The organism is Pseudomonas sp. B21-053, from assembly GCF_026016365.1.
Lineage (GTDB): Bacteria > Pseudomonadota > Gammaproteobacteria > Pseudomonadales > Pseudomonadaceae > Aquipseudomonas > Aquipseudomonas nunensis.
In genome coordinates, this window is sequence record NZ_CP087205.1 from 4,460,069 (window position 1) to 4,479,367 (window position 19,299).

The 19,299-nt window shown below is 60.5% G+C and carries 16 protein-coding genes; 8 read left to right on the forward strand and 8 right to left on the reverse strand.

All coding sequences use genetic code 11. From position 1 onward, the window contains the following. Positions 1 to 59: 59 nt before the first annotated feature. The 3 genes from LOY68_RS19965 to LOY68_RS19975 are packed head-to-tail and all read right to left on the reverse strand — an operon-like array spanning position 60 to position 2,921. Entirely contained in the window at positions 60 to 1,898 is a 1,839-nt protein-coding gene (locus LOY68_RS19965) for an amidohydrolase (protein WP_163913958.1), read from the reverse strand. Further along, positions 1,895 to 2,512 carry an antibiotic biosynthesis monooxygenase gene (locus LOY68_RS19970; protein WP_054054545.1) on the reverse strand — a complete coding sequence of 206 codons (618 nt, stop codon included), beginning with the start codon at positions 2,510 to 2,512 and terminating at the stop codon, positions 1,895 to 1,897. The genes LOY68_RS19965 and LOY68_RS19970 overlap by 4 nt, the downstream gene beginning before the upstream one ends. Beyond that, complete coding sequence (locus tag LOY68_RS19975; RefSeq protein WP_054054547.1) at positions 2,505 to 2,921, reverse strand: DoxX family protein; 417 nt, start codon at positions 2,919 to 2,921, stop codon at positions 2,505 to 2,507. The genes LOY68_RS19970 and LOY68_RS19975 overlap by 8 nt, the downstream gene beginning before the upstream one ends. A gap of 384 nt (positions 2,922 to 3,305) precedes the next feature. On the opposite strand from LOY68_RS19975, the gene LOY68_RS19980 reads away from it, so the two are divergent. Both LOY68_RS19980 and LOY68_RS19985 read left to right on the forward strand, forming a co-directional pair. Further along, on the forward strand, positions 3,306 to 5,069 hold the full coding sequence (locus tag LOY68_RS19980) for an L-lactate permease (RefSeq protein WP_163913952.1): 1,764 nt from the start codon (positions 3,306 to 3,308) through the stop codon (positions 5,067 to 5,069). A 354-nt stretch (positions 5,070 to 5,423) separates the two neighbouring features. Next, complete coding sequence (locus tag LOY68_RS19985) at positions 5,424 to 9,221, forward strand: CheR family methyltransferase (protein ID WP_265039366.1); 3,798 nt, start codon at positions 5,424 to 5,426, stop codon at positions 9,219 to 9,221. 434 nt (positions 9,222 to 9,655) lie between these two features. Here LOY68_RS19985 and LOY68_RS19990 read toward each other — a convergent pair whose 3' ends face one another. The 4 genes from LOY68_RS19990 to LOY68_RS20005 all read right to left on the reverse strand — a co-directional run bounded on the left by LOY68_RS19990 (position 9,656) and on the right by LOY68_RS20005 (position 13,998). Then, positions 9,656 to 10,234 carry a DUF4337 domain-containing protein gene (locus LOY68_RS19990; protein WP_265039367.1) on the reverse strand — a complete coding sequence of 193 codons (579 nt, stop codon included), beginning with the start codon at positions 10,232 to 10,234 and terminating at the stop codon, positions 9,656 to 9,658. A gap of 90 nt (positions 10,235 to 10,324) precedes the next feature. After that, positions 10,325 to 11,341, reverse strand: a complete 1,017-nt coding sequence (locus LOY68_RS19995) for a DUF2955 domain-containing protein (protein WP_265039369.1) — start codon at positions 11,339 to 11,341, stop codon at positions 10,325 to 10,327. Beyond that, entirely contained in the window at positions 11,331 to 12,470 is a 1,140-nt protein-coding gene (locus tag LOY68_RS20000) for an HlyD family secretion protein (RefSeq protein WP_265039370.1), read from the reverse strand. Before LOY68_RS20000 ends, LOY68_RS19995 begins: the two co-directional genes overlap by 11 nt. Beyond that, positions 12,463 to 13,998 (reverse strand): efflux transporter outer membrane subunit, encoded by a 1,536-nt coding sequence (locus LOY68_RS20005; RefSeq protein WP_265045811.1) that lies wholly within the window; start codon positions 13,996 to 13,998, stop codon positions 12,463 to 12,465. Before LOY68_RS20005 ends, LOY68_RS20000 begins: the two co-directional genes overlap by 8 nt. Positions 13,999 to 14,171: 173 nt before the next feature. On the opposite strand from LOY68_RS20005, the gene LOY68_RS20010 reads away from it, so the two are divergent. Further along, on the forward strand, positions 14,172 to 14,672 hold the full coding sequence (locus LOY68_RS20010) for a transporter suffix domain-containing protein (protein WP_265039372.1): 501 nt from the start codon (positions 14,172 to 14,174) through the stop codon (positions 14,670 to 14,672). 36 nt (positions 14,673 to 14,708) lie between these two features. Then, positions 14,709 to 15,617, forward strand: a complete 909-nt coding sequence (gene yghX, locus LOY68_RS20015) for a YghX family hydrolase (RefSeq protein WP_265039373.1) — start codon at positions 14,709 to 14,711, stop codon at positions 15,615 to 15,617. Here the strand turns inward: yghX and LOY68_RS20020 are convergent. Further along, the gene (locus LOY68_RS20020; RefSeq protein ID WP_163913940.1) at positions 15,605 to 15,838 is read right to left on the reverse strand and encodes a hypothetical protein; all 234 of its coding nucleotides are present in this window, start codon (positions 15,836 to 15,838) and stop codon (positions 15,605 to 15,607) included. The two genes, yghX and LOY68_RS20020, sit on opposite strands and share 13 nt — an antisense overlap. 315 nt (positions 15,839 to 16,153) lie before the next feature. Between LOY68_RS20020 and LOY68_RS20025 the strand changes: the two genes are divergently transcribed. The 4 genes from LOY68_RS20025 to LOY68_RS20040 all read left to right on the forward strand — a co-directional run bounded on the left by LOY68_RS20025 (position 16,154) and on the right by LOY68_RS20040 (position 19,225). Next, complete coding sequence (locus tag LOY68_RS20025) at positions 16,154 to 16,342, forward strand: DUF1843 domain-containing protein (RefSeq protein ID WP_265039376.1); 189 nt, start codon at positions 16,154 to 16,156, stop codon at positions 16,340 to 16,342. A gap of 38 nt (positions 16,343 to 16,380) precedes the next feature. Further along, the gene (locus LOY68_RS20030) at positions 16,381 to 17,022 is read left to right on the forward strand and encodes a DUF1842 domain-containing protein (RefSeq protein ID WP_265039377.1); all 642 of its coding nucleotides are present in this window, start codon (positions 16,381 to 16,383) and stop codon (positions 17,020 to 17,022) included. Between the two features lie 54 nt (positions 17,023 to 17,076). Then, positions 17,077 to 17,658, forward strand: a complete 582-nt coding sequence (locus tag LOY68_RS20035) for a DUF1842 domain-containing protein (RefSeq protein WP_265039379.1) — start codon at positions 17,077 to 17,079, stop codon at positions 17,656 to 17,658. 103 nt (positions 17,659 to 17,761) lie between these two features. Then, positions 17,762 to 19,225, forward strand: coding sequence for a GDL motif peptide-associated radical SAM/SPASM maturase (locus LOY68_RS20040; RefSeq protein WP_265039380.1), 1,464 nt, complete (start codon positions 17,762 to 17,764; stop codon positions 19,223 to 19,225). The last annotated feature ends 74 nt before the right edge of the window (positions 19,226 to 19,299 follow it).

Here is a 19,299-nt window from a genome sequence, read left to right on the forward strand (position 1 = left end):
TCGGTAGTGGGATGGTGCCAATAGCGCCGGCACGTCGGGCCGGCGCTTTTTTATGATCTTCAGAAGGCGAAGCACGAGCAGCCAAAGGCGCCCCAGAAACCCGCAAAATCGCTGACCGGCGCATTCGACAGGCGCGCCTTTTCATGGCTGTGGGAATGCACGCCACACGGCCCGCTGCAATGGTGAACCTGAGCCTGCATCGGCGACGTCGGGCGCCAGTGGCCAGGGACTTTCACCACTGGCGACCAGTCCGGCAGCACCGGCACGCTGGCCGGCCCGAGTTTTTCGAAGTCACCAGCGGCGTACACCACTTTGCCGCCGACCACGGTCAACACGGACTCGATCCACTTGATCGCCTCTTCATCGACGCTAAAGAAATCGGCGCTGAGGGCCGCGACGTCCGCCAGTTGCCCGACCTTGATCTGGCCTTTCTTGCCCTGTTCGGACGAGAACCAGGCGCTGCCATGAGTGAACAGCTCCAGCGCGGTCAGTCGCGACAAACCTTCAGCGTGCAATTCCAGACCGCCGACGGTGCGGCCGCTGACCATCCAGTACAGCGAGGTCCAAGGATTGTAGCTGGACACCCGCGTAGCGTCGGTGCCGGCGCCGACCGGTACACCCTCGGCCAACATGCGCTTGATCGGTGGCGTGGCTTCGGCGGCTTTGGCGCCATAACGCTCGACGAAATACTCGCCCTGGAACGCCATCCGGTCCTGGATCGCAATGCCACCGCCCAGCGCCCTCACCCGCTCGATGTTCTGCGGGGTGATGGTTTCGGCGTGGTCGAAAAACCACGGCAAACCGTTGAACGGAATGTCGCGGTTGACCTTCTCGAACACGTCGAGCATGCGGCTGATGGATTCGTTGTAGGTGGCGTGCAGACGGAACGGCCAGCGCTGTTCCACCAAGTGGCGCACCACTGGTTCCAGTTCGTCTTCCATGGTTTGCGGCAGGTCCGGGCGCGGTTCGAGGAAGTCCTCGAAATCCGCCGCCGAGAACACCAGCATTTCCCCGGCGCCGTTGTGCCGCAGGTAGTCGTCGCCCTGGTGCAGGGTCACGCTCGACGTCCAGTTCTTGAAGTCGCTGAGTTCTTCTTTCGGTTTCTGGGTGAACAGGTTGTAGGCGATACGGATCGTCAGTTGCTGATCCTTGGCCAACTGCTCGATTACCTGGTAATCGTCCGGATAATTCTGGAAACCACCGCCGGCATCGATGGCGCTGGTCAGGCCGAGGCGATTGAGTTCGCGCATGAACTGGCGGGTCGAGTTGACCTGATATTCCAGCGGCAACTTCGGCCCTTTGGCCAGGGTCGAGTAGAGAATCATCGCATTCGGACGCGCGACCAGCATGCCGGTCGGGTTGCCATTCGCATCCCGCACGATTTCGCCGCCCGGCGGGTTTGGCGTGTCGCGGGTGTAACCGGCAACCCGCAGCGCCGCGCGGTTGAGCAAGGCGCGGTCGTAGAGATGCAGCACGAACACCGGGGTGTCCGGCGCGGCCTGGTTCAACTCTTCCAGGGTCGGCATGCGTTTTTCGGCGAACTGGAATTCGTTCCAGCCACCCACCACCCGCACCCATTGCGGGGTCGGCGTGCGGTCGGCCTGATCCTTGAGCATGCGCAGGGCATCAACCAGCGAAGGCACGCCTTCCCAGCGCAGTTCGAGGTTGTAATTAAGGCCGCCACGGATCAGGTGCAAGTGCGAGTCGTTGAGACCGGGGATGACGCAGCGGCCCTTGAGGTCGATGACCTGGGTGCCCGAGCCGCGCAAGGCCATGGCTTCGCCGTCATTGCCGACCGCGACAAAGCGCCCGTCCTTGATCGCGACCGCACTGGCCAGCGGGTTTTCGCGGTCAACGGTATGGAATTGGCCATTGAATAGAATCAGATCGGCGTTCATCGCGTTTCCTTCGTCGCAGGGGAATGAGAAAGCCAGGGCGCGAACAATCGGGTCGCACGGGGCATGAACAGGTACACCACCGACACCACGATGGTTACGGTGATCAGGAACGTGGCGAGCACGTAATTGGACAGGAGGGGGTGGAGCTTGAGCAGCGGCCCCCAGAGCAGCGGCACCAGCAAGGTGTGCGGCAGAATCACCAGCAACGTCACCACGGCTTGTTTCCAGCGCGGTGGCGGTGGCGAAGCGGCATCGGCGGTTGGCGCAAACCAGAATTCATTGACCGGGTTGACCTCGGTCTGGTCGCCATCGGCCAGCATCGGCGTGGCTTCGTTGACCAGTTCCAGGCGTTGCGGCGAATCCAGCCAGTGTTGCATCGCCTCGGTTGAGCAAAAACGCAGCACGCAGGTGTACATGTCGAGGCCGGCGTTTTTGCCGCGCATCACGTCCACGCCCAAGTGCCCTTCCTGCTGCCCGGCGATCGTCACGATGTTGCGCAACCAGGCTTCATACGGCGCCTCAAAACCGGCCTTGACCCGGTGTTTGATGATGAGGGTCACGATCTCATCGAAACCCGGCCGCGTGGTGGCAGCGGTGGTGAAAGACTCAGGCATAACGCAAAACTCCGGCGAATCGATGATTGAGTGCCAACCGTCCAGGCCCGGCGATAAGGATGCTGGTGAACACAATTAACAGCAGCCAGCCGAACTGCCCTTCGAACAGACTCCATTGCGGATGCACGATCACCAGCGCCACTAACAGCACCACCAGAATAGGCAAGCACGCCAGACGCACCAGCACCCCGGCGACGATCAGCAGCGGGCACAGCACTTCGGCGAAAATCGCCAGGATCAGCGTGAGATTGGCGCCGAGGTGGAACGGGTCTTCGATCTGTTGAAGTTGCTCGGTGTAATTCAGCAGCTTGGGCAAACCGTGAACCCACAGCAGAAACAGCCCGCCGCTGACCCGTAAAAACAGCAGCCCCAGGTCCCGCGACCGTTCATCCCATCCCGATGCATTCATGGCCCGTCCATCCCATTGAAAAATCACCGGCATGGCTTCGCCGGCACTTGATCCGATAGTGCCGGGGTCAGGCGAGGGAAAATTGGATGTACGTGCTCTTTTTGCGGATGCGCCCGAACCCAGCATCCACCGCCGATGCCTTGCCAAGCGCAATTCCCTGTGGGAGCGGGCTTGCTCGCGAAAGTGGTCTGCCAGTCGATATTGATGGTAACTGATACACCGCCTTCGCGAGCAAGCCCGCTCCCACAAGGGGTTTCTGTGGCCGCAGGCTCGTGAAAAAGCCCAAACCCTACCCCGCCAGGACAGCGGCTAAATGCCACCTATACTCCAACCACCTAACCGCAATGGATCTGCGCTTCCAACAATAAAAAGCAGAGGTGGAACATGGTCTGGCAGCAAATCTACGACCCGTTCGGCAACCCGGTGTTATCAACCGTCATGGCAGCAGTGCCGGTGGTGGTGATGCTGGCCTCCTTGGCGTTTTTTCATATCAAGGCGCACATGGCGGCGCTGCTGGCGCTGGCCTCGGCCTTGCTGATCGCGATCTTCGCCTTCGGCATGCCGGCGAACATGGCGGGCACGGCGGCGTTATTCGGTGCGGCCAACGGGCTGCTACCGATTGGCTGGATCGTGCTCAACATCATCTTCCTGCACCGGCTGACCACCGAGAACGGTTCGTTCAAGGTGCTGCAGGATTCGCTGGCGCGCATCACCGACGACCGACGTCTGCAATTGCTGTTGATCGCCTTCTGCTTCGGTGCGTTCTTTGAAGGCGCGGCCGGGTTCGGCACGCCGGTGGCGGTGACCGGGGCGATTCTGATCGGCCTCGGCTTCTCGCCTCTGGCTGCGTCTGGCCTGGCGCTGATCGCCAACACCGCGCCGGTAGCCTTCGGCGCTCTCGGCACACCGATCATCACCCTGGCCAAAGTCACCGGGCTGGATGAAATGGAGCTGTCGATGATGGTCGGCCGGCAACTGCCGTTTTTCTCGGTGCTGGTGCCGTTCTGGTTGATCTGGGCGTTCGCCGGTTGGCGCAAGATGCTGGAAATCTGGCCAGCGATTCTGGTGGCCGGGGTCAGTTTCGCCGTGCCGCAATTCATCGTCTCCAACTACCATGGGCCGATGCTGGTGGACGTGATCGCCGCATTGATTTCCATGGCCTGCCTGACCGGTTTCCTCAAGGTCTGGAAGCCCGCCACCGTGCACACGTCAGCCGCCCTGTCCGGACGCGTCGACAACTCGAAAATCGACCCCGAGCATGAGCAAAAACCCGAGGCCAGTGCGACGTTTGCCAGCGATGCCAAACCGGCGGTCATGCGCGCGTGGATGCCGTGGATCATCCTCACGGTGTTTGTGTTCGCCTGGGGCACCCAGGGCTTCAAGAACCTGTTCGATACCCGCGCCGTCATCGACCCGCAAACCCACACCGCCACGCTCGACCCGCAGGGCAAGCCGTTGCGTGAGGCGAATCCGATCTTCTCCCCGGCGCTGACCTTCACCACCCTGCACCAGCAAGTCGAAAAAGTGCCGCCCGTGGTGCCGACGCCAAAAACCGAAGACGCGATCTACAAATTCACCTGGTTCACCGCGACCGGCAGCGGCATCTTTTTCGCGGCGATCTTCGGCGGTTTGCTGATGGGTTATTCGATTCCGCAACTGGCACGCCAATACCTGCGAACCCTGTGGGTGGTGCGTTTTTCGCTGATCACCATTGCGGCGATGCTTGCCCTGGGCTATCTGACGCGCTATTCGGGGCTGGACGCGACCATGGGCCTGGCGTTCGCCGCCACCGGGATTTTCTACCCGATGTTCGGCACCCTGCTCGGCTGGCTCGGCGTCGCGTTGACTGGCTCGGATACGGCCTCCAACGTGCTGTTCGGCGGCTTGCAACGGGTGACCTCCGAACAACTGGGGATCAGCCCGGTGTTAATGGCCGCCGCCAACAGTTCCGGCGGGGTCATGGGCAAAATGGTCGACGCCCAGTCCATCGTGGTCGCCTCCACCGCTACCCGCTGGTACGGCCACGAAGGGGAGATTCTGCGCTACGTGTTCTTCCACTCCATCGTGCTGGCGATATTGGTTGGTGGATTGGTGACGTTGCAGGCGTATGTGGCGCCGTTCAGCCATATGGTGGTTGGTGGGCATTGAATGAATCAACCCGGTCCCTTGTGGTGAGGGGGCTTGCTCCCTCGCCGCAGTGAACACAGCAAATCAGCACCTTCGTTCCAGGCGACCGGGAACCCTCCCCCGGCGCCAATGATTACTTGATAATCGACTAAGCTTAATAGACTGAGCCCGTACACTTGGCACATCAATTGGTCCACTCAGTCCCCCCGAAGAAACGTCCACCCGTATCCCGTATAGAATGCTAAATTTCTCCGCCATCCGGTTCGCGTTGATTTAATACAAGTAATTGATCGCGTCCTGCTATTGATTCACGAAGCAGGCACAAGCCTATTTATTTTGTAGCGGCGTCAGGACGTCGCTTTCCAAGGCATATGCATGACAACTTCATCCGACCCAAAGTCCACCGTTGCCGATTCACCGCCGCATCCCTTTCACCCACTCGATTTTGGTGTCGTGGGTATTGGCGCGTCCGCCGGTGGACTGCAAGCGATCAAGTTGTTTTTCGACAACATGCCCCAGGACAACGGCATGGCGTTCGTGATCATTCTTCACCTGTCGCCGGATCACGAAAGCATTGCCGACAAGATCATCCAGGAATCGACACAGATGCCGGTCCTGCAAGTCACCGAAACCGTGCCCATCGAACGTAATCATGTGTATGTGATTTCTCCGGCGCACCGGCTGACCATGAATGACGGTTACCTTGAGGTCAGCCCGTCCGACCCGCGCCTGGGTCGAACCTCGGCCATCGATCTGTTCTTCCGTAACCTGGCGGATGTGCACCGTGAACGGGCCTTTTGCCTGGTGTTGTCCGGCACTGGCTCCGATGGCGCTGTCGGTTTGTCGCGAATCAAGGAACAGGGCGGCGTGACCCTGGCCCAGGCACCGGAAGACGCCGAGTTTGACGGCATGCCCCGGGCCGCCATCGAAACGCAAATGGTCGACCTGATTTTGCCCGTGGTGGAAATGCCGCAAAAGCTGCTGGAGTTGTGGCGCAATGCGAAAGCCATCACCCTGCCCACGGCCAACGATCCCGACCTGCAAAGCTTCGCCTCGGTCAACGAGCGAGAAGCTGCGACCGCCGAACAATTGCTGCACAGCATCCTGATCCAGTTGCGCGCCGGCACCGGCCATGACTTCAAGCACTACAAGCGCGCCACCGTGCTGCGCCGCATCGAACGGCGCATGCAGGTCACGGCGCAACCCGACCTGGCCGCTTATTACCACTACCTGCAAAACAGCCCCGAAGAAACCAAGGCACTGTTGGCCGACATGCTGATCGGCGTGACCAATTTCTTCCGCGACCGCGAGGCCTTCGAAGCGCTGGAGCGGGACGTGGTGCCGCAACTGGTCAGCGCTGCCATCTCGGCCCATCCCGACAAAGAAGAAATCCGCGTCTGGTCGGCGGGCTGCTCCACCGGCGAGGAAGTCTACAGCCTGGCCATGCTGCTCAGCGATCAGATGCAACTGGACGCCAGTCAGGCCACGTTGCAGTTGTTCGCCACCGACATCGACGAGCGCGCCATCAGCGTCGGTCGTAGCGGGCTGTACCCGCAAGCGATCATCACCGATGTGCCGCCGACCCGACTGCGGCACTACTTCAGCAAGGAAGACCTGCACTACCGGATTCGCAAAGAGCTGCGCGAAAAGGTCTTGTTTGCCAAGCACAGCCTGTTGTCCGATCCACCGTTCTCGCACATGGACCTGATCGTCTGTCGCAATCTGCTGATTTATCTGGATCGCGAGGTCCAGCGCGAAATCCTGCAAATGTTCCACTTCGCCCTGCGTCCCGGCGGCTTCCTGTTCCTCGGCACCTCCGAGAGCGCGGACGCCTGCCACGACCTGTTTGCCCCAGTGGACAAGCGCAACCGGATCTTCCGGGCCAAGACCGGCGCCGGCAACAGCCGCCGCCCCCCAGCGATGCCCCGTGGAGGCTACGTGCGCACCGACATTTCCCAACCGGCCCCGCAGAGCAGTGCACCGCGCAAACTGTCGTTTGCCGACATCCATCAACGCGCCCTGGAACACTCCGCACCGCCGAGCATGATCGTCGACGCGAATGCTGACATCCTGCACATGAGTGAAAGCTCGGGGCGTTTCCTGCGGCACGTCGGCGGCGAGCTGTCGCGCAATTTGCTGACCCTGATTATTCCGGAGCTGCGCCTGGAAGTGCGCACCACGCTGTTCCAGGCGCAACAAAGCAGCCAGGTGGTGAAGTCCCGAGCGGTGATCATCAAGCGTGAGGATCGCAGCTTTAAAGTCGACCTTTTGGCCCACCCTTACCGCGACGAAGAATCGGACAGCGAGTTCGTCCTGGTGATTTTCGAGGAAGTCGAAGTCGACGCTGCCGACGTTGCCACCGGTATCGCGCTGCAATCGGAAAACCAGGTGCTTTCAAACCTTGAACGGGAACTGCAACGCACCAAATTGCAGTTGCAGGACACCATCGAACAATCGGAAGTCTCCAGCGAAGAGCTCAAGGCGTCCAACGAAGAAATGCAGGCGATCAACGAAGAACTGCGCTCGGCCACCGAAGAGCTGGAAACCAGTAAGGAAGAGCTGCAGTCGATCAACGAAGAGTTGTTGACCGTCAACTTCGAACTGAAAACCAAAGTCGAAGAAACCGACAAGATCAACGACTACCTGACCAACCTGATCGCCTCCACCGACATCGCCACGGTGTTCGTCGACAGCAAACTGCGCATCAAGTGGTTCACGCCCCGGGCTACCGACATCTTCAGCATGTTGCCGGTGGACACCGGACGCTCGTTGCTCGACATCACCCATCGCCTCGATTACGAAGACCTGGCAGGTGACGCGGCGCTGGTGTTCGAGTCCTTGAACATGATCGAGCGTGAAGTCAGCAGCACCGACAACCGCTGGTACATCGCGCGGATCCTGCCCTACCGTTCCAGCGAAAATCACATCGACGGCACGGTGCTGACCTTCATCGACATCACCAAGCGCCGCGCCGCCGAAGATGAGCTGCGCATGGGCCAGGAACGCATGCGCCTGCACGACGAGCAAAACCAGGAACTGTCCGACATCAAGAGCAGCAGCCACTTGAAGGACGAGTTCTTTGCGGTGATGTCCCATGAACTCAAGCACCCGCTGAACCTGATCCAGCTCAACGCCGAATTGCTGCGGCGCCTGCCCGTTATCAAATCAGCGACGCCGGCGGCAAAAGCCGTCAGTACCATTTGCGAGGCGGTCAGCAGCCAGGCGCGGATCATTGACGATTTGCTCGATGTCGCCCGGGTGCGCACCGGCAAGCTACGGCTCAAGCGCAGCGCCGTGGACTTGAACCGGATGCTGCAAGACGTCTATCAGGTGGTGACCAACGACAACCCGGACGTCGACATGTCGGTGCAAATGCCGGAGCCCCTGGTGATCGATGCCGACCCTACCCGGGTCGAACAAATTGTCTGGAACCTGGTGAACAACGCCCTGAAGTTCACGCCCACCAGCGGCAAGATTCAGTTGGTAACCGCCCGCGTTGGCGGCATGGCGCGACTGGATGTGCGTGACAGCGGCGTGGGCCTGAGCGCTGAGAGCCTGCATCAGGTGTTCGATCTGTTCGGCCAGGCCGCCAATCAGCATGCAACCCATCAACGGGATGGCCTGGGTATCGGCCTGTCGCTGGTACGCCAGTTGACCGAAGCGCATGGCGGCAGTGTCGAGGTGCAATCCGCCGGGTTGGGCCAGGGTTGTACTTTTACCGTCCTGCTGCCCTTGAGACAGCCCCATGACTTGGTGGCGCCATCGACGCAGACCGGCGAACAGTCCGGGCGTCTTGCCGGGCTCACGGTGTTGCTGGTGGATGACTCTCGGGACGTGTTGGACACCCTGAAAATTCTGCTGGAAATGGAAGACGCCCAAGTCATCGACTTCACCGAGCCACGCCAGGCGCTGGAAGCCGCCCAGACCGGTCGATACGACGTGGTGGTGTCCGACGTGGGCATGCCGGGCATGAGCGGCCATGACCTGATGCGCGCCTTGCGAGAACTGCCGCACATCAAACAAGTCCCGGCCATTGCCCTGACCGGCTACGGCGCCGAAAGCGACATCGAAAAAACCCGCAAATCCGGCTTCGACCGGCATCTGGGCAAACCGGTCTCGTATGACGCGCTGATCGAGACCATTGAAGAACTGCGGCAGATACGGGGGGATTGATCTGAAAAGATCTTCCCCTTTCTCCACTACAACCTGGATCCCCTTGTGGGAGCGAGCCTGCTCGCGAATGCGGTGGGTCAGTCAACAATGATGTTGAATGTTAAATAGCTTTCGCGAGCAAGCTCGCTCCCACAGTGGTTTGGTGTTGTACACACCACTTCCATCCACCACAAATCCCCTGTGGGAGCGGGCTTGCTCGCGAAGGCGGTGGGTCAGTCAGTATCAATGTTGAAGGGAAATAGCTTTCGCGAGCAAGCCCGCTCCCACAGTGGTTTGGGGTCGTACACACCATTCTCATCCACCACGGATTACCTGTGGGAGCGGGCTTGCTCGCGAAGGCGGTGGGTCAGTCAATATCAATGTTGAATGGTAGATAGCTTTCGCGAGCAAGCCCGCTCCCACAGGGGATTGGTGTGTGCAATCAGATGGGTGCTTTACAGATGCAGCCAGGCCAGTGTGCCCAGCACCACACTGGCGCCCGCCGCGGTGTAGGCGACTTTTTTCAGCCATTCCTTGCGGGTCAGTAGGGTGATGGCGGCCAGGGAAATCGCTATCTGGATCGCGGTCATCGCTTGGGCCCAGCGGTGATGCTGATGCAGGGCCTGCTCCGACTTTTCATCCCACACCCGCACCTCTTCTTCAAGCGCCTCGGCCTTCTTGCGCACGACTTCCTTTTCTTTCTTGTAACGCTCGGCTTCGGCCGCGTAATGCGCGGCGTCGATCCCGGGGATATGGGTCGCCAGTTCGGACAGGTTCTGCCGACTGGATTTGGCCTGGTAGTAATTCCACTGGTTGGACGCTTCGGTTTTCTCGATAGCGGCGTTGTTTTTGTCCATCGCCGCTTCGCTTTCCGTGGAGCCCGCCTGATAGATCAGCAACGCGCCAATGGTGGCCATGATCGCGGTCATCACTGCGATTTTGCTGGCGAAGTTATCACCGGTGCCATGCGCATGATGCGTGACGTGTTCGACATGATGTTCGTGAGGGCTGGGGACTTCGAACGCTTCAGACATGGCTTTGACTTCAGGGGTTGGACGAGTGCCGAAGTGTAAGGCCAGCCCTCCTCCAAAGCGCTGCCCACCGCAGAGCCGTTCAGCCTGGGTTCAGGCTAGTCTCACCCGGCGTTGTTCCAGCAGATGCACCATCAGCCAGGCATAAACCGTCACCGCGATAAACAGCCCCATGCGCACGGCGAACGCGGTGTAGACATCCTTGCCAGCGGCGCTGTCCTGCACCGATTGGCCGAGCAGGATAATCAGCGTGATCAGCGTATTCAGCCAGAATCCCGGACTGAAGCGGGTCGGGCTCAGCGCATAGAGTTTGCGCGCCAGCACCAGGCCGAACAGCAGCATCCACAGGAAGAACATCCACAGTTGCACAAACAGGCTCAACGCACACCAGAACAGGATCGCCAGCACACCGCCCAACAGCGTAGAACCAAGCAACTCGCGACCGGCATTGCGCGCGGTGGTCGTGGAACTTTGCTGCCCCAGGCTGACGGCTTTGAGGATGATCGGCAGATAGCTCGCCGGATCGATCAACGCCAGCAGGAACGCCGGCAACACGATCAGCGTGGCCCGCAGAGCGACTCGATCAACTTCCTCGGCAGGAAGCATCGGGGGCACAGGTGACGGCGGCGCATTGGCCGGTTCGGGAAACAGCCCATGACTCAAGATCACCACCAACACGGCAAGCAGCAACCCTTTGACCAACGCACCAATCACCAGCAGCGCCAATTCAAAACTCGCAGTGCCCGCCGCCGAAATCATGGTCAGGCCGATCACCAGAAAGGTCACGATCAGGTTATTGCCGCCGCGCAGGCCAAAGCGAAACACCAGGAACAAGCCAACGCCAATCAGCAACAACCCACTGACCGGGTAATGCCCCAGCAGCGGAATCAGCAACAGGCCGATGCCAGTGGTGAGCATCGCCACCAGTGCCAGCACCACGCCGGCCTTGAACGGCAGTGGCCGATTGAGCGTGGCCAGAAACAGTAACGCCAGCACCGGAGAAAGAAAAGGAATCGGTAATGCCAGGCCGAAACTGGCGGCCAGGCACAGCGCCGTACCCGTGGCCAGCCGCAGTGAACGCTGATCCCGCGCCGTGCGTTTAGTAGGCATACGACAACCAGCTCATCAGGCGTAAAAACACCCGACCGAGCGGATTCAATGGATTACCCGAAGCCGGGAACGCCATCACTTCCGCCTGCCCGCCCGCGCGGATGGCGCGACTGTCGCGCAAAGCGTTCAAGGCCTCCTCATCAAACTCGATCACCACCGGAAAACGCTGGGCCGGGCGCAGCCAGTCGCGGCTGTTCTGCACGCTCGGCAAGGTGCCGGGCGTGGTGGTCTGGCCGACACTTACGCCATAGCCGACACTGCGCACCCGGCCGCCGAACACTTCCCCCGGCAATGCATCCAGCACGATGGCCACCGGCGTATCGGGTTTGACCAGGCCCAGGTTGTTTTCGGTCATGTCGGCACTGATCCACACGTCGTGGATGGCGATCAGGGTCATCACCGGACTGCCCCCGGCAGTGAACTGGCCGACGTCGGTGCGCAGGTCGGTGATCAGCCCGGCCGAACGCGCGCCGATGCGGGTGTTGGCCAAATCCAGTTCAGCCTTTGACAACGCCGTCGCGGCGCTACGCAGCAATGCATTTTCCGCCTCGCTACCGCCCTCCTGTTCCTTCGCCCTTAACACTTCGGCCTCCGCCGCCGCGACCTGGCTGGTGGCCTGTTCGAGATTGGCTCGGGACACTTCCAGCAGGCGTACCGACACGGTGCCTTTATCCGCGCGATACAACCCTTCCAGGCGCTGACTGTCCTGGCGCGCTCTCAGCTCGTTGGCCTGGGCCGAACGCAACGAGGCTTGCGCCGAAGCGATGCCGGCGGTGCTGGTGCCGATCTGGCGGCGGGTCGATTCAAGGTCGGCGCGGGCACGATCCACGGCTATTTGGTACGGCTGCGGATCAACCTCAAAAAGAATGTCCCCGGCCCGCACATCCTGGTTGTTGCGCACGTTCACGCGGATCACCCGGCCGGCCACTTCCGACGCCACCGGAATCACGAACGCCCCGACCCGCGCTTGTTGCGTGTAAGGCGTGAAGCGGTCAGCCAGCAAGTACCAGGCGAGGCTGATGAGGATCAGCAGCAACACCCACTTGATGCCTTTTTTCGCCGGGTCGGCAACCGGCGTTGACGCCTTGGGTGCTGGCGCTTCGACGGAGGGCTGCGCGGCTTCACTCATGCTTGTTCACCTTGTCGGACTGGGGAAAGACTGGCGGCGTGGCGGTGGGCTCGTCGAGCAAGTCGCCCCAGTCGGTGCGTTTTTCCATTTGCTTTTGCGTGGCGCGATCAACGATCGGTTGCGCGGCGTACCAACCACCGCCGAGCGCCTTGTACAGCGCGATCAGATTACTCACCGCGTTGCTGCGGCTGACCAGGTAGTTGTCCTGTTGTTCGAGCAGCGCCCGTTGCGCATCCAGCACTCGCTGAAAATCGGAAAAGCCTTCGGTGTACTGCGCCCGCGCCAACACCAGCGAGCGCTTGGCCGCGACCTCGGCCTGGCGCAGGATGCGTTCGCGTTCCAAAGACTTGCTCAGGCCGCCGGCGGCATCGTCGGCCTCCCGGGCGGCCTGGCGCACGGTGTCGCGGTAGGACTCGATCAGTTGCTGCAAACGCGCATCCTGCACCCGCACGTTATTGCTGATCTGGCCGTGATCGAACAGGTTCCAGCGCAGGCTCGGGCCGCCGACAAAGTCCAGATTGTTCGGCGTACCGCCCACAGAAGTGGCGGTCCAGACGATGCTGCCGAGCAAGGTCAGCGACGGATAGAAATCACTGACGGCCACGCCGATCAGGGCCGACTGCGCGGCGACATTCAACTCGGCGGCGCGCACATCGGGGCGACGCAGCAGTAGATTGGCCGGCACGTCTCGCAGCACCGCGCGGTCGAGCAGTGGGATCAGCTCCTCGTTTTCAGTCACCTGCGGCAGTTCGCCCGGCGCCTGCCCGGTCAGCACCGACAAGGCGTTGCGGGTTCGATGCAACTGGTCTTCAAGGTTGGGAATGCTGGCCAGCGTGCCGAGGTATTGGGTCTTGGCCTGTTGCAGGTCGAGTTCAGCAGTCTGGCCACTGTTGAACAGCTTTCGCGTGATCTCCAGGCTGCGCTTTTGCTGCTGTGTGTTGTCCCGCGCCACGCGCAATCGCGCTTCGGTGGTGCGCATGGAAAAGTAAGTGTCCGCCACTTGCGCGCGCAGCAGCACCAGCACGTCTTCATAGTTGGCCTGGGCCGCGAAGTAACTGGCATCCGAGGACTCGATGGCGCGACTGAAGCGGCCCCAGAAATCCAGCTCCCAACCGACGTCGAAGCCTTCGCTGAATTGCCAGAAACGGCTGTTCTTCGGATTGCTGCCGCTGTACTGGCGACGCTCCGCATACAGCAGATCGACATTGGCCTGCTGCAATTGCGGATAGCGCCCGGCCTGGGCGATGCCCAATTGCGCCCGGGCTTCCATCACCCGCAGACCGGCGATTTTCAGGCTGGAGTTGTGCGCATCCGCGTCAGTGATCAACTGGTCAAGCACCGGGTCGTTGAAGACTTGCCACCACTGACGCAGGTCCGGGCTGTCGCCCCGCTCACTGGCTTTCTCCAGCGCCGGGGTGCTCCAGTGTTTGACCCATTCCTCGCCCGGCGGCTGGAAGTCCGGCCCGACGCGCGCGCAGCCGCTGAAGCCGAGCACCAGCAGCAAAAGCGGCCCCGACCGGATCAGCATGGCGGCACGTGAATGCATAGGGTTTTTCCCCGGCCAAGGAAGATGACTGGAGCATAGCCGTCCCTATGAAAGGCGAGCGTTGCAAAACGCAGACTTGCTCACAGTCGCGAGTCAGCTGCTACGCTTTTCAAGTGCTCGCAAAACAACGGCAATCCATCAAAGGTGCGACCCTCATGACCACCCAACCCCACTCGGCCGGCTGGCGCTTCAAACTGGGCATCGTGATTCTCTGCCTGATGCTGGGCTCATGGCTGATGGTGCCGCTCGCCGCTGCGGTCGGGGTGCCGGGCTCGAAGGTCGCGGCACTGACCGGAGTGCTGTTTATCAGCAACAAAGTGCTGCTGATCCTGGTGATCGCGGTGATGGGCAAGGCCGGGTTCCAGCAGTTGAAACGCAGCGTGTTCGGCTACGTGACTTCATTGGCGCCCAGCGCAGATGCCGAAGTGGGCCCGGTTCGGCATCGAATCGGACTCGTCATGTTTTGCGTGCCGCTGATCGCGGCGTTTCTTGAACCCTATATCGACAATATCTGGCCGGGGCTGCGGCCAAACCTCTGGCAGGTGCAATTGCTGGGCGATCTCATGCTGATCGGCAGCTTCTTCGTGCTGGGCGGCAACTTCTGGGACAAGGTGCGCGCGTTGTTCATCCGCACCGCCAAGGTCGCGAATGCCTAGGCGCTCTTTACGAATGAATCGACAGGAAACCGGCCAATGACCCGCCTGACCGCAAAAGACTTCGCCCCCGAATTGCTGGAACTCTACGACTATTACGTGCATGGCCAGATCAGCCGCCGCGAGTTTCTCGACCGTGCGGCGTTGTTCACCCTGGGTGGTTTGACCGCCTCCGCCCTGCTCGCCGCCCTGAGCCCGAATTACGCCTTGGCCGAGCAAGTGGCATTCACCGACCCGGACATTCTCGCCGAGTACATCACCTACCCGTCGCCCAAGGGCAACGGCCAGGTGCGCGGGTATCTGGTGCGCCCGGCGAAAGCCACCGGCAAGTTGCCGGCGGTGGTGGTCGTGCATGAAAACCGTGGGCTCAACCCGTATATCGAAGACGTCGCACGGCGCCTGGCCAAGGCTGGTTTCATCGCCCTCGCCCCGGATGGCCTGACCTCGGTGGGCGGCTACCCCGGCAATGATGACAAGGGTCGGGAACTGCAACTGACGGTTGACCCGGAAAAGCTCATGAATGATTTTTTCGCCGCCATCGAGTGGCTGATGAACCATGCGACGGGCACCGGCAAAGTCGGTATCACCGGTTTTTGCTATGGCGGTGGCGTGGTCAATGCGGCGGCCGTGGCCTATCCGGAACTGGGCGCGGCAGTGTCGTTTTATGGTCATCAACCCGAGGCCAAGGATGTGCCGCGCATCAAGGCACCGCTGATGCTGCATTACGGCGAACTGGACACCCGCATCAACGAAGGTTGGCCGGCCTTCGAGCAGGCGTTGAAAGCGTCGGGCAAGACCTATGAAGCCTACATCTACCCCGGCGCGAATCACGGCTTTCATAACGACTCCACGCCTCGCTACGACGAAGCCGCCGCCAAACTCGCCTGGAGCCGCACGCTGGACTGGTTCAAGCGCTATCTGGCGATGAATGAAGGTCAGGCGGTCTGAGCGTTAGCGGCCTTCCTGGCGATCTCGATGCCCCACTCCATCGCTGCTTCCATATCCAGCAGATGTGGCGATGGATCGTTGTTTTCCAGAATCACCGAGCCGTCCGGCCGGTAAACCCCGATAAACATCTCCAGCGAGCCGTCCCTCAGGATCTTGGCTTTCACCTCGATTTTGCAGCCGTTGTGCAACGTTTCGGTGTGGATCAGATGGCGCTCGGTCATTTCGTACTCCCGGTTTTGAGTCCTGAACCCCTATCAAATGACAATAAAGTTTAATGCCAAACGTTATATGAACATCTCATTATTAATGGCGATAAAGACGCCAGTTATATATGAGGAAAAAGCTGAATACGTTTTTACTAATCGCCATTCTTAATATCAGCCATGCGACATCCATACACATTGCGATTAACAAAAGAGCATTAAAAATTTAACAGGCATTATGCCTTCATTGGCCATTGCATATTCAAAGAGTCCTGCTTAACTGCAAAAACTGCTGATCGGAGCAGTGTCACACAGACCACGGAAGGAGTCGTTATGAGCAGTTCTTCGTCTCATCCCATCCCACCCTACGGGGCCGCCATCCATGACGCGATCACGGAAGGCAATCTGCAAAAGATGAAAGCGTTATTGAAACAACGCGACGCAGCCAAAGCTGAACCCAAAGAGGTACAGACCGCCTACGAAAGACTGGCCAAGGAAGTTTCGCGCCAGGAAAAACACTAGCTCTGTTTTCTCCCCTTATTGCAATGGAGGCAATAACCATGTCTGGTTCTAATCAACAGCCTGTCGGCTTGTTCCCGCTCGCCTACCGTATTGGTACTTCGGCACCGGGCGCACAAAGCCTGGCACTTAATCTGCTGGTCTTTACCCCTGAAGAAACAGTCAGCGGCACAGCGGCAATCACTCAAGCAACCAACCCGCCGCTGGATCTGCATTCCGATGTCTGGGGCGAATACACCTACCTGACGGTCATGTCGCCGGGGGTCAGCAAAATCCTGATCACCGCACAAGGCAATCAGGGTGGCCCGGGCTCCAATTCCATCGTGAGTTTCAAGATCCAACTGGTGGTGGGCACCGACTGGAAGGACGGGGTCGCCAACTACTCCTACCTTGATGGCCAACGCTGGGTCGAAGTGAACAACGTGCCCGCCCATCTCGCCGAAACCGTGCGCTCCAGCGCCTTCCCACCCCTGGAACCCGGCCCGGTGATTCCACCACAGTCGCCCTATCCGCCGATCATGCCGCTGTACGCCGCGCCAATTCAAAGCGCCATTGCCAGCGGTGACCTGGCGCAGATGAAAAGCCTGGCCAGCCTGGCCAAACAGCAACTGGATCAGCAGCCACAACTGCAAAGTGCACTGGAAGCCGCCAAGGGCGAAATCAGTCGGCTGGAACGCCGCTGACCCGGCCACTCAATGTGCCTGGCTTGTCCTGAAAACACTCAAGGGAGTTGCACCATGTCTATCGGACTTTTTCACACACGCCTCAACGTCAGCAATCATCTGCTCGGCGCCCCGGTCCTGACCCTCGACCTGTTGGTGGATACGGTTAAAAAGAAAGTCAGCGGGGTTGCCAGCCTCGTTCAAACCACCCATCCGCCCGTGCACTTTCATGCTCGGGTGTGGGGTGCGTATTCCGAGGTCAAACTGATTCCGACGGCCGAGAGCCACATCATCCTGACCCTGGATGGCAGCCCGAGCGGCCCGCTCAGCCAGATCGCCCAGACCTTTCATTTGAGGGGCATCCTCGGTGCCGACTGGATCAGCGGTTTTGTCGATTATCGGTACAACGAGCAGGGGATCTGGCATGAGATCAAACACGCCGCCGTCAGCCCGGCCCCCATCGTTATCACCCCGGAACACCCGCACCACGCCCTGCCGCTGTACGCCGTCGCGGTACAACAGGCGCAAGCCAGTGGTGATCTGGCGCAGTTGAAATCGGTGGTGAGCAAGGGCGAACAGCAACTGGCTCACAGCGGCGCCCTGCGCGGTGCATTGGAGCAATTGAACGCGGAAATTGCGCGTCTGGAAGCGCGCTAAACCGTCAGTGAAGTGATTGGAGTGATCCGTGGCGAGGGCCTGCTCCCTCGCCACAACTACGATGGATTCGTGCCGCGCACATGTCGGTGCGCAAGGATTTCCCATGTCAGACAATCGCCCTGCCCGCTACCTCAGTGAAACCGACCTCAAGCGCTACGTGCCGGTGCATGTGGTCTGGGAAATCACCTTGGCCTGCGACCTCAAATGCCTGCACTGCGGCTCCCGCGCCGGGCACCGCCGCCCCGATGAATTGAACACCCGGGAATGCCTCGACGTCATTGATTCCCTGGCGGCGCTTGGCACCCGCGAGATCACCCTGATTGGCGGCGAAGCCTATCTGCGCAAGGACTGGACCCGGCTGATCCAGGCCATCCACGACCACGGCATGTATTGCGCGATCCAGACCGGTGGCCGCAACCTCACCCCAGCAAAAATGCAGGCCGCGGTGGACGCCGGGCTCAATGGCGTCGGTGTCTCGCTGGACGGACTGGCGCCGCTGCACGATGCGGTGCGCAACGTGCCCGGCTCATTCGACAAAGCCGTGGACACCCTGCGCCGCGCCAAACAGTCCGGGCTGGCGGTGAGCGTCAACACCCAGATCGGCGCCGCCACCCTGCCCGACTTGCCCGAACTGATGAACCTGATCATCGACCTCGGCGCCACCCACTGGCAGATCCAGTTGACCGTCGCCATGGGCAACGCCGTGGATCATCCGGAGCTGTTGCTGCAACCCTATCAACTATTGGAAGTGATGCCGTTGCTCGCGCGCCTGTACCGCGAAGGCGTCGATCGCGGCCTGCTGATGAACGTGGGCAACAACATTGGCTACTACGGCCCGTATGAGCACATGTGGCGAGGTTTCGGCGACGAACGCGTGCACTGGAGTGGCTGCGCCGCCGGGCAAACCGTGCTGGCGCTGGAGGCCGATGGCACGGTGAAAGGCTGCCCGTCGCTGGCCACCGTCGGCTTTTCCGGCGGCAATGTGCGCAACATGAGCCTGCACGACATCTGGCACTACAGCGAAGGCATGCACTTCGGTCGCCTGCGCTCGGTCGATGACCTGTGGGGCTACTGCCGCAGCTGCTACTACAACGACGTCTGCCGTGGCGGTTGCACCTGGACTTCGCACTCGTTGCTCGGCAAACCCGGCAACAATCCCTACTGCCATTACCGCGCCCTGGACCTGCAAAAACGTGGGCTGCGCGAGCGAATTGTGAAACTGGAGGACGCGGCGCAGAAGTCATTCGCTGTGGGACGTTTTGACTTGATCACCGAGCGCATCGAGACCGGCGAAACGGTGAGTTGCGTCAGTGACAGCGGTCAGGTGATCAAACTGGCCTGGGCGAATCAGGGCCAGAAATCGCCGGATGAAGGCCGCGTGCCGACGCAATTGGCGCTGTGCCGTGGGTGTTTGCAGTACATCCATCCACACGAAGTGACTTGCCCGCATTGTGCGGCGGATGTGGCTGCTGCGGAGGCGTTGCACCAGGTGGATCGGGAGCGGCAGCAAGTGATCATGAATACGCTGACGGGGCTGTTGGGGTTGCCGCAAAACACCCTGATGTGACGCTAAAAAGATCAAAAGATCGCAGTCTTCGGCAGCTCCTACAGGTGTACGCATTCCAACGTAGGAGCTGCCGA

Bases quoted from the DNA above. Each gene is read 5' to 3' on its own strand.
- LOY68_RS20040 (WP_265039380.1), top strand. From the start codon at position 17,762: ATGTCAGACAATCGCCCTGCCCGCTACCTCAGTGAAACCGACCTCAAG.
- LOY68_RS20035 (WP_265039379.1), top strand. From the start codon at position 17,077: ATGTCTATCGGACTTTTTCACACACGCCTCAACGTCAGCAATCATCTG.
- LOY68_RS20030 (WP_265039377.1), top strand. From the start codon at position 16,381: ATGTCTGGTTCTAATCAACAGCCTGTCGGCTTGTTCCCGCTCGCCTAC.
- LOY68_RS20020 (WP_163913940.1), bottom strand. From the start codon at position 15,838: ATGACCGAGCGCCATCTGATCCACACCGAAACGTTGCACAACGGCTGC.
- LOY68_RS19980 (WP_163913952.1), top strand. From the start codon at position 3,306: ATGGTCTGGCAGCAAATCTACGACCCGTTCGGCAACCCGGTGTTATCA.
- LOY68_RS19995 (WP_265039369.1), bottom strand. From the start codon at position 11,341: ATGCCTACTAAACGCACGGCGCGGGATCAGCGTTCACTGCGGCTGGCC.
- LOY68_RS20025 (WP_265039376.1), top strand. From the start codon at position 16,154: ATGAGCAGTTCTTCGTCTCATCCCATCCCACCCTACGGGGCCGCCATC.
- LOY68_RS20000 (WP_265039370.1), bottom strand. From the start codon at position 12,470: ATGAGTGAAGCCGCGCAGCCCTCCGTCGAAGCGCCAGCACCCAAGGCG.
- LOY68_RS19990 (WP_265039367.1), bottom strand. From the start codon at position 10,234: ATGTCTGAAGCGTTCGAAGTCCCCAGCCCTCACGAACATCATGTCGAA.
- LOY68_RS19965 (WP_163913958.1), bottom strand. From the start codon at position 1,898: ATGAACGCCGATCTGATTCTATTCAATGGCCAATTCCATACCGTTGAC.
- LOY68_RS19970 (WP_054054545.1), bottom strand. From the start codon at position 2,512: ATGCCTGAGTCTTTCACCACCGCTGCCACCACGCGGCCGGGTTTCGAT.
- LOY68_RS19975 (WP_054054547.1), bottom strand. From the start codon at position 2,921: ATGAATGCATCGGGATGGGATGAACGGTCGCGGGACCTGGGGCTGCTG.
- yghX (WP_265039373.1), top strand. From the start codon at position 14,709: ATGACCCGCCTGACCGCAAAAGACTTCGCCCCCGAATTGCTGGAACTC.
- LOY68_RS19985 (WP_265039366.1), top strand. From the start codon at position 5,424: ATGACAACTTCATCCGACCCAAAGTCCACCGTTGCCGATTCACCGCCG.
- LOY68_RS20010 (WP_265039372.1), top strand. From the start codon at position 14,172: ATGACCACCCAACCCCACTCGGCCGGCTGGCGCTTCAAACTGGGCATC.
- LOY68_RS20005 (WP_265045811.1), bottom strand. From the start codon at position 13,998: ATGCTGATCCGGTCGGGGCCGCTTTTGCTGCTGGTGCTCGGCTTCAGC.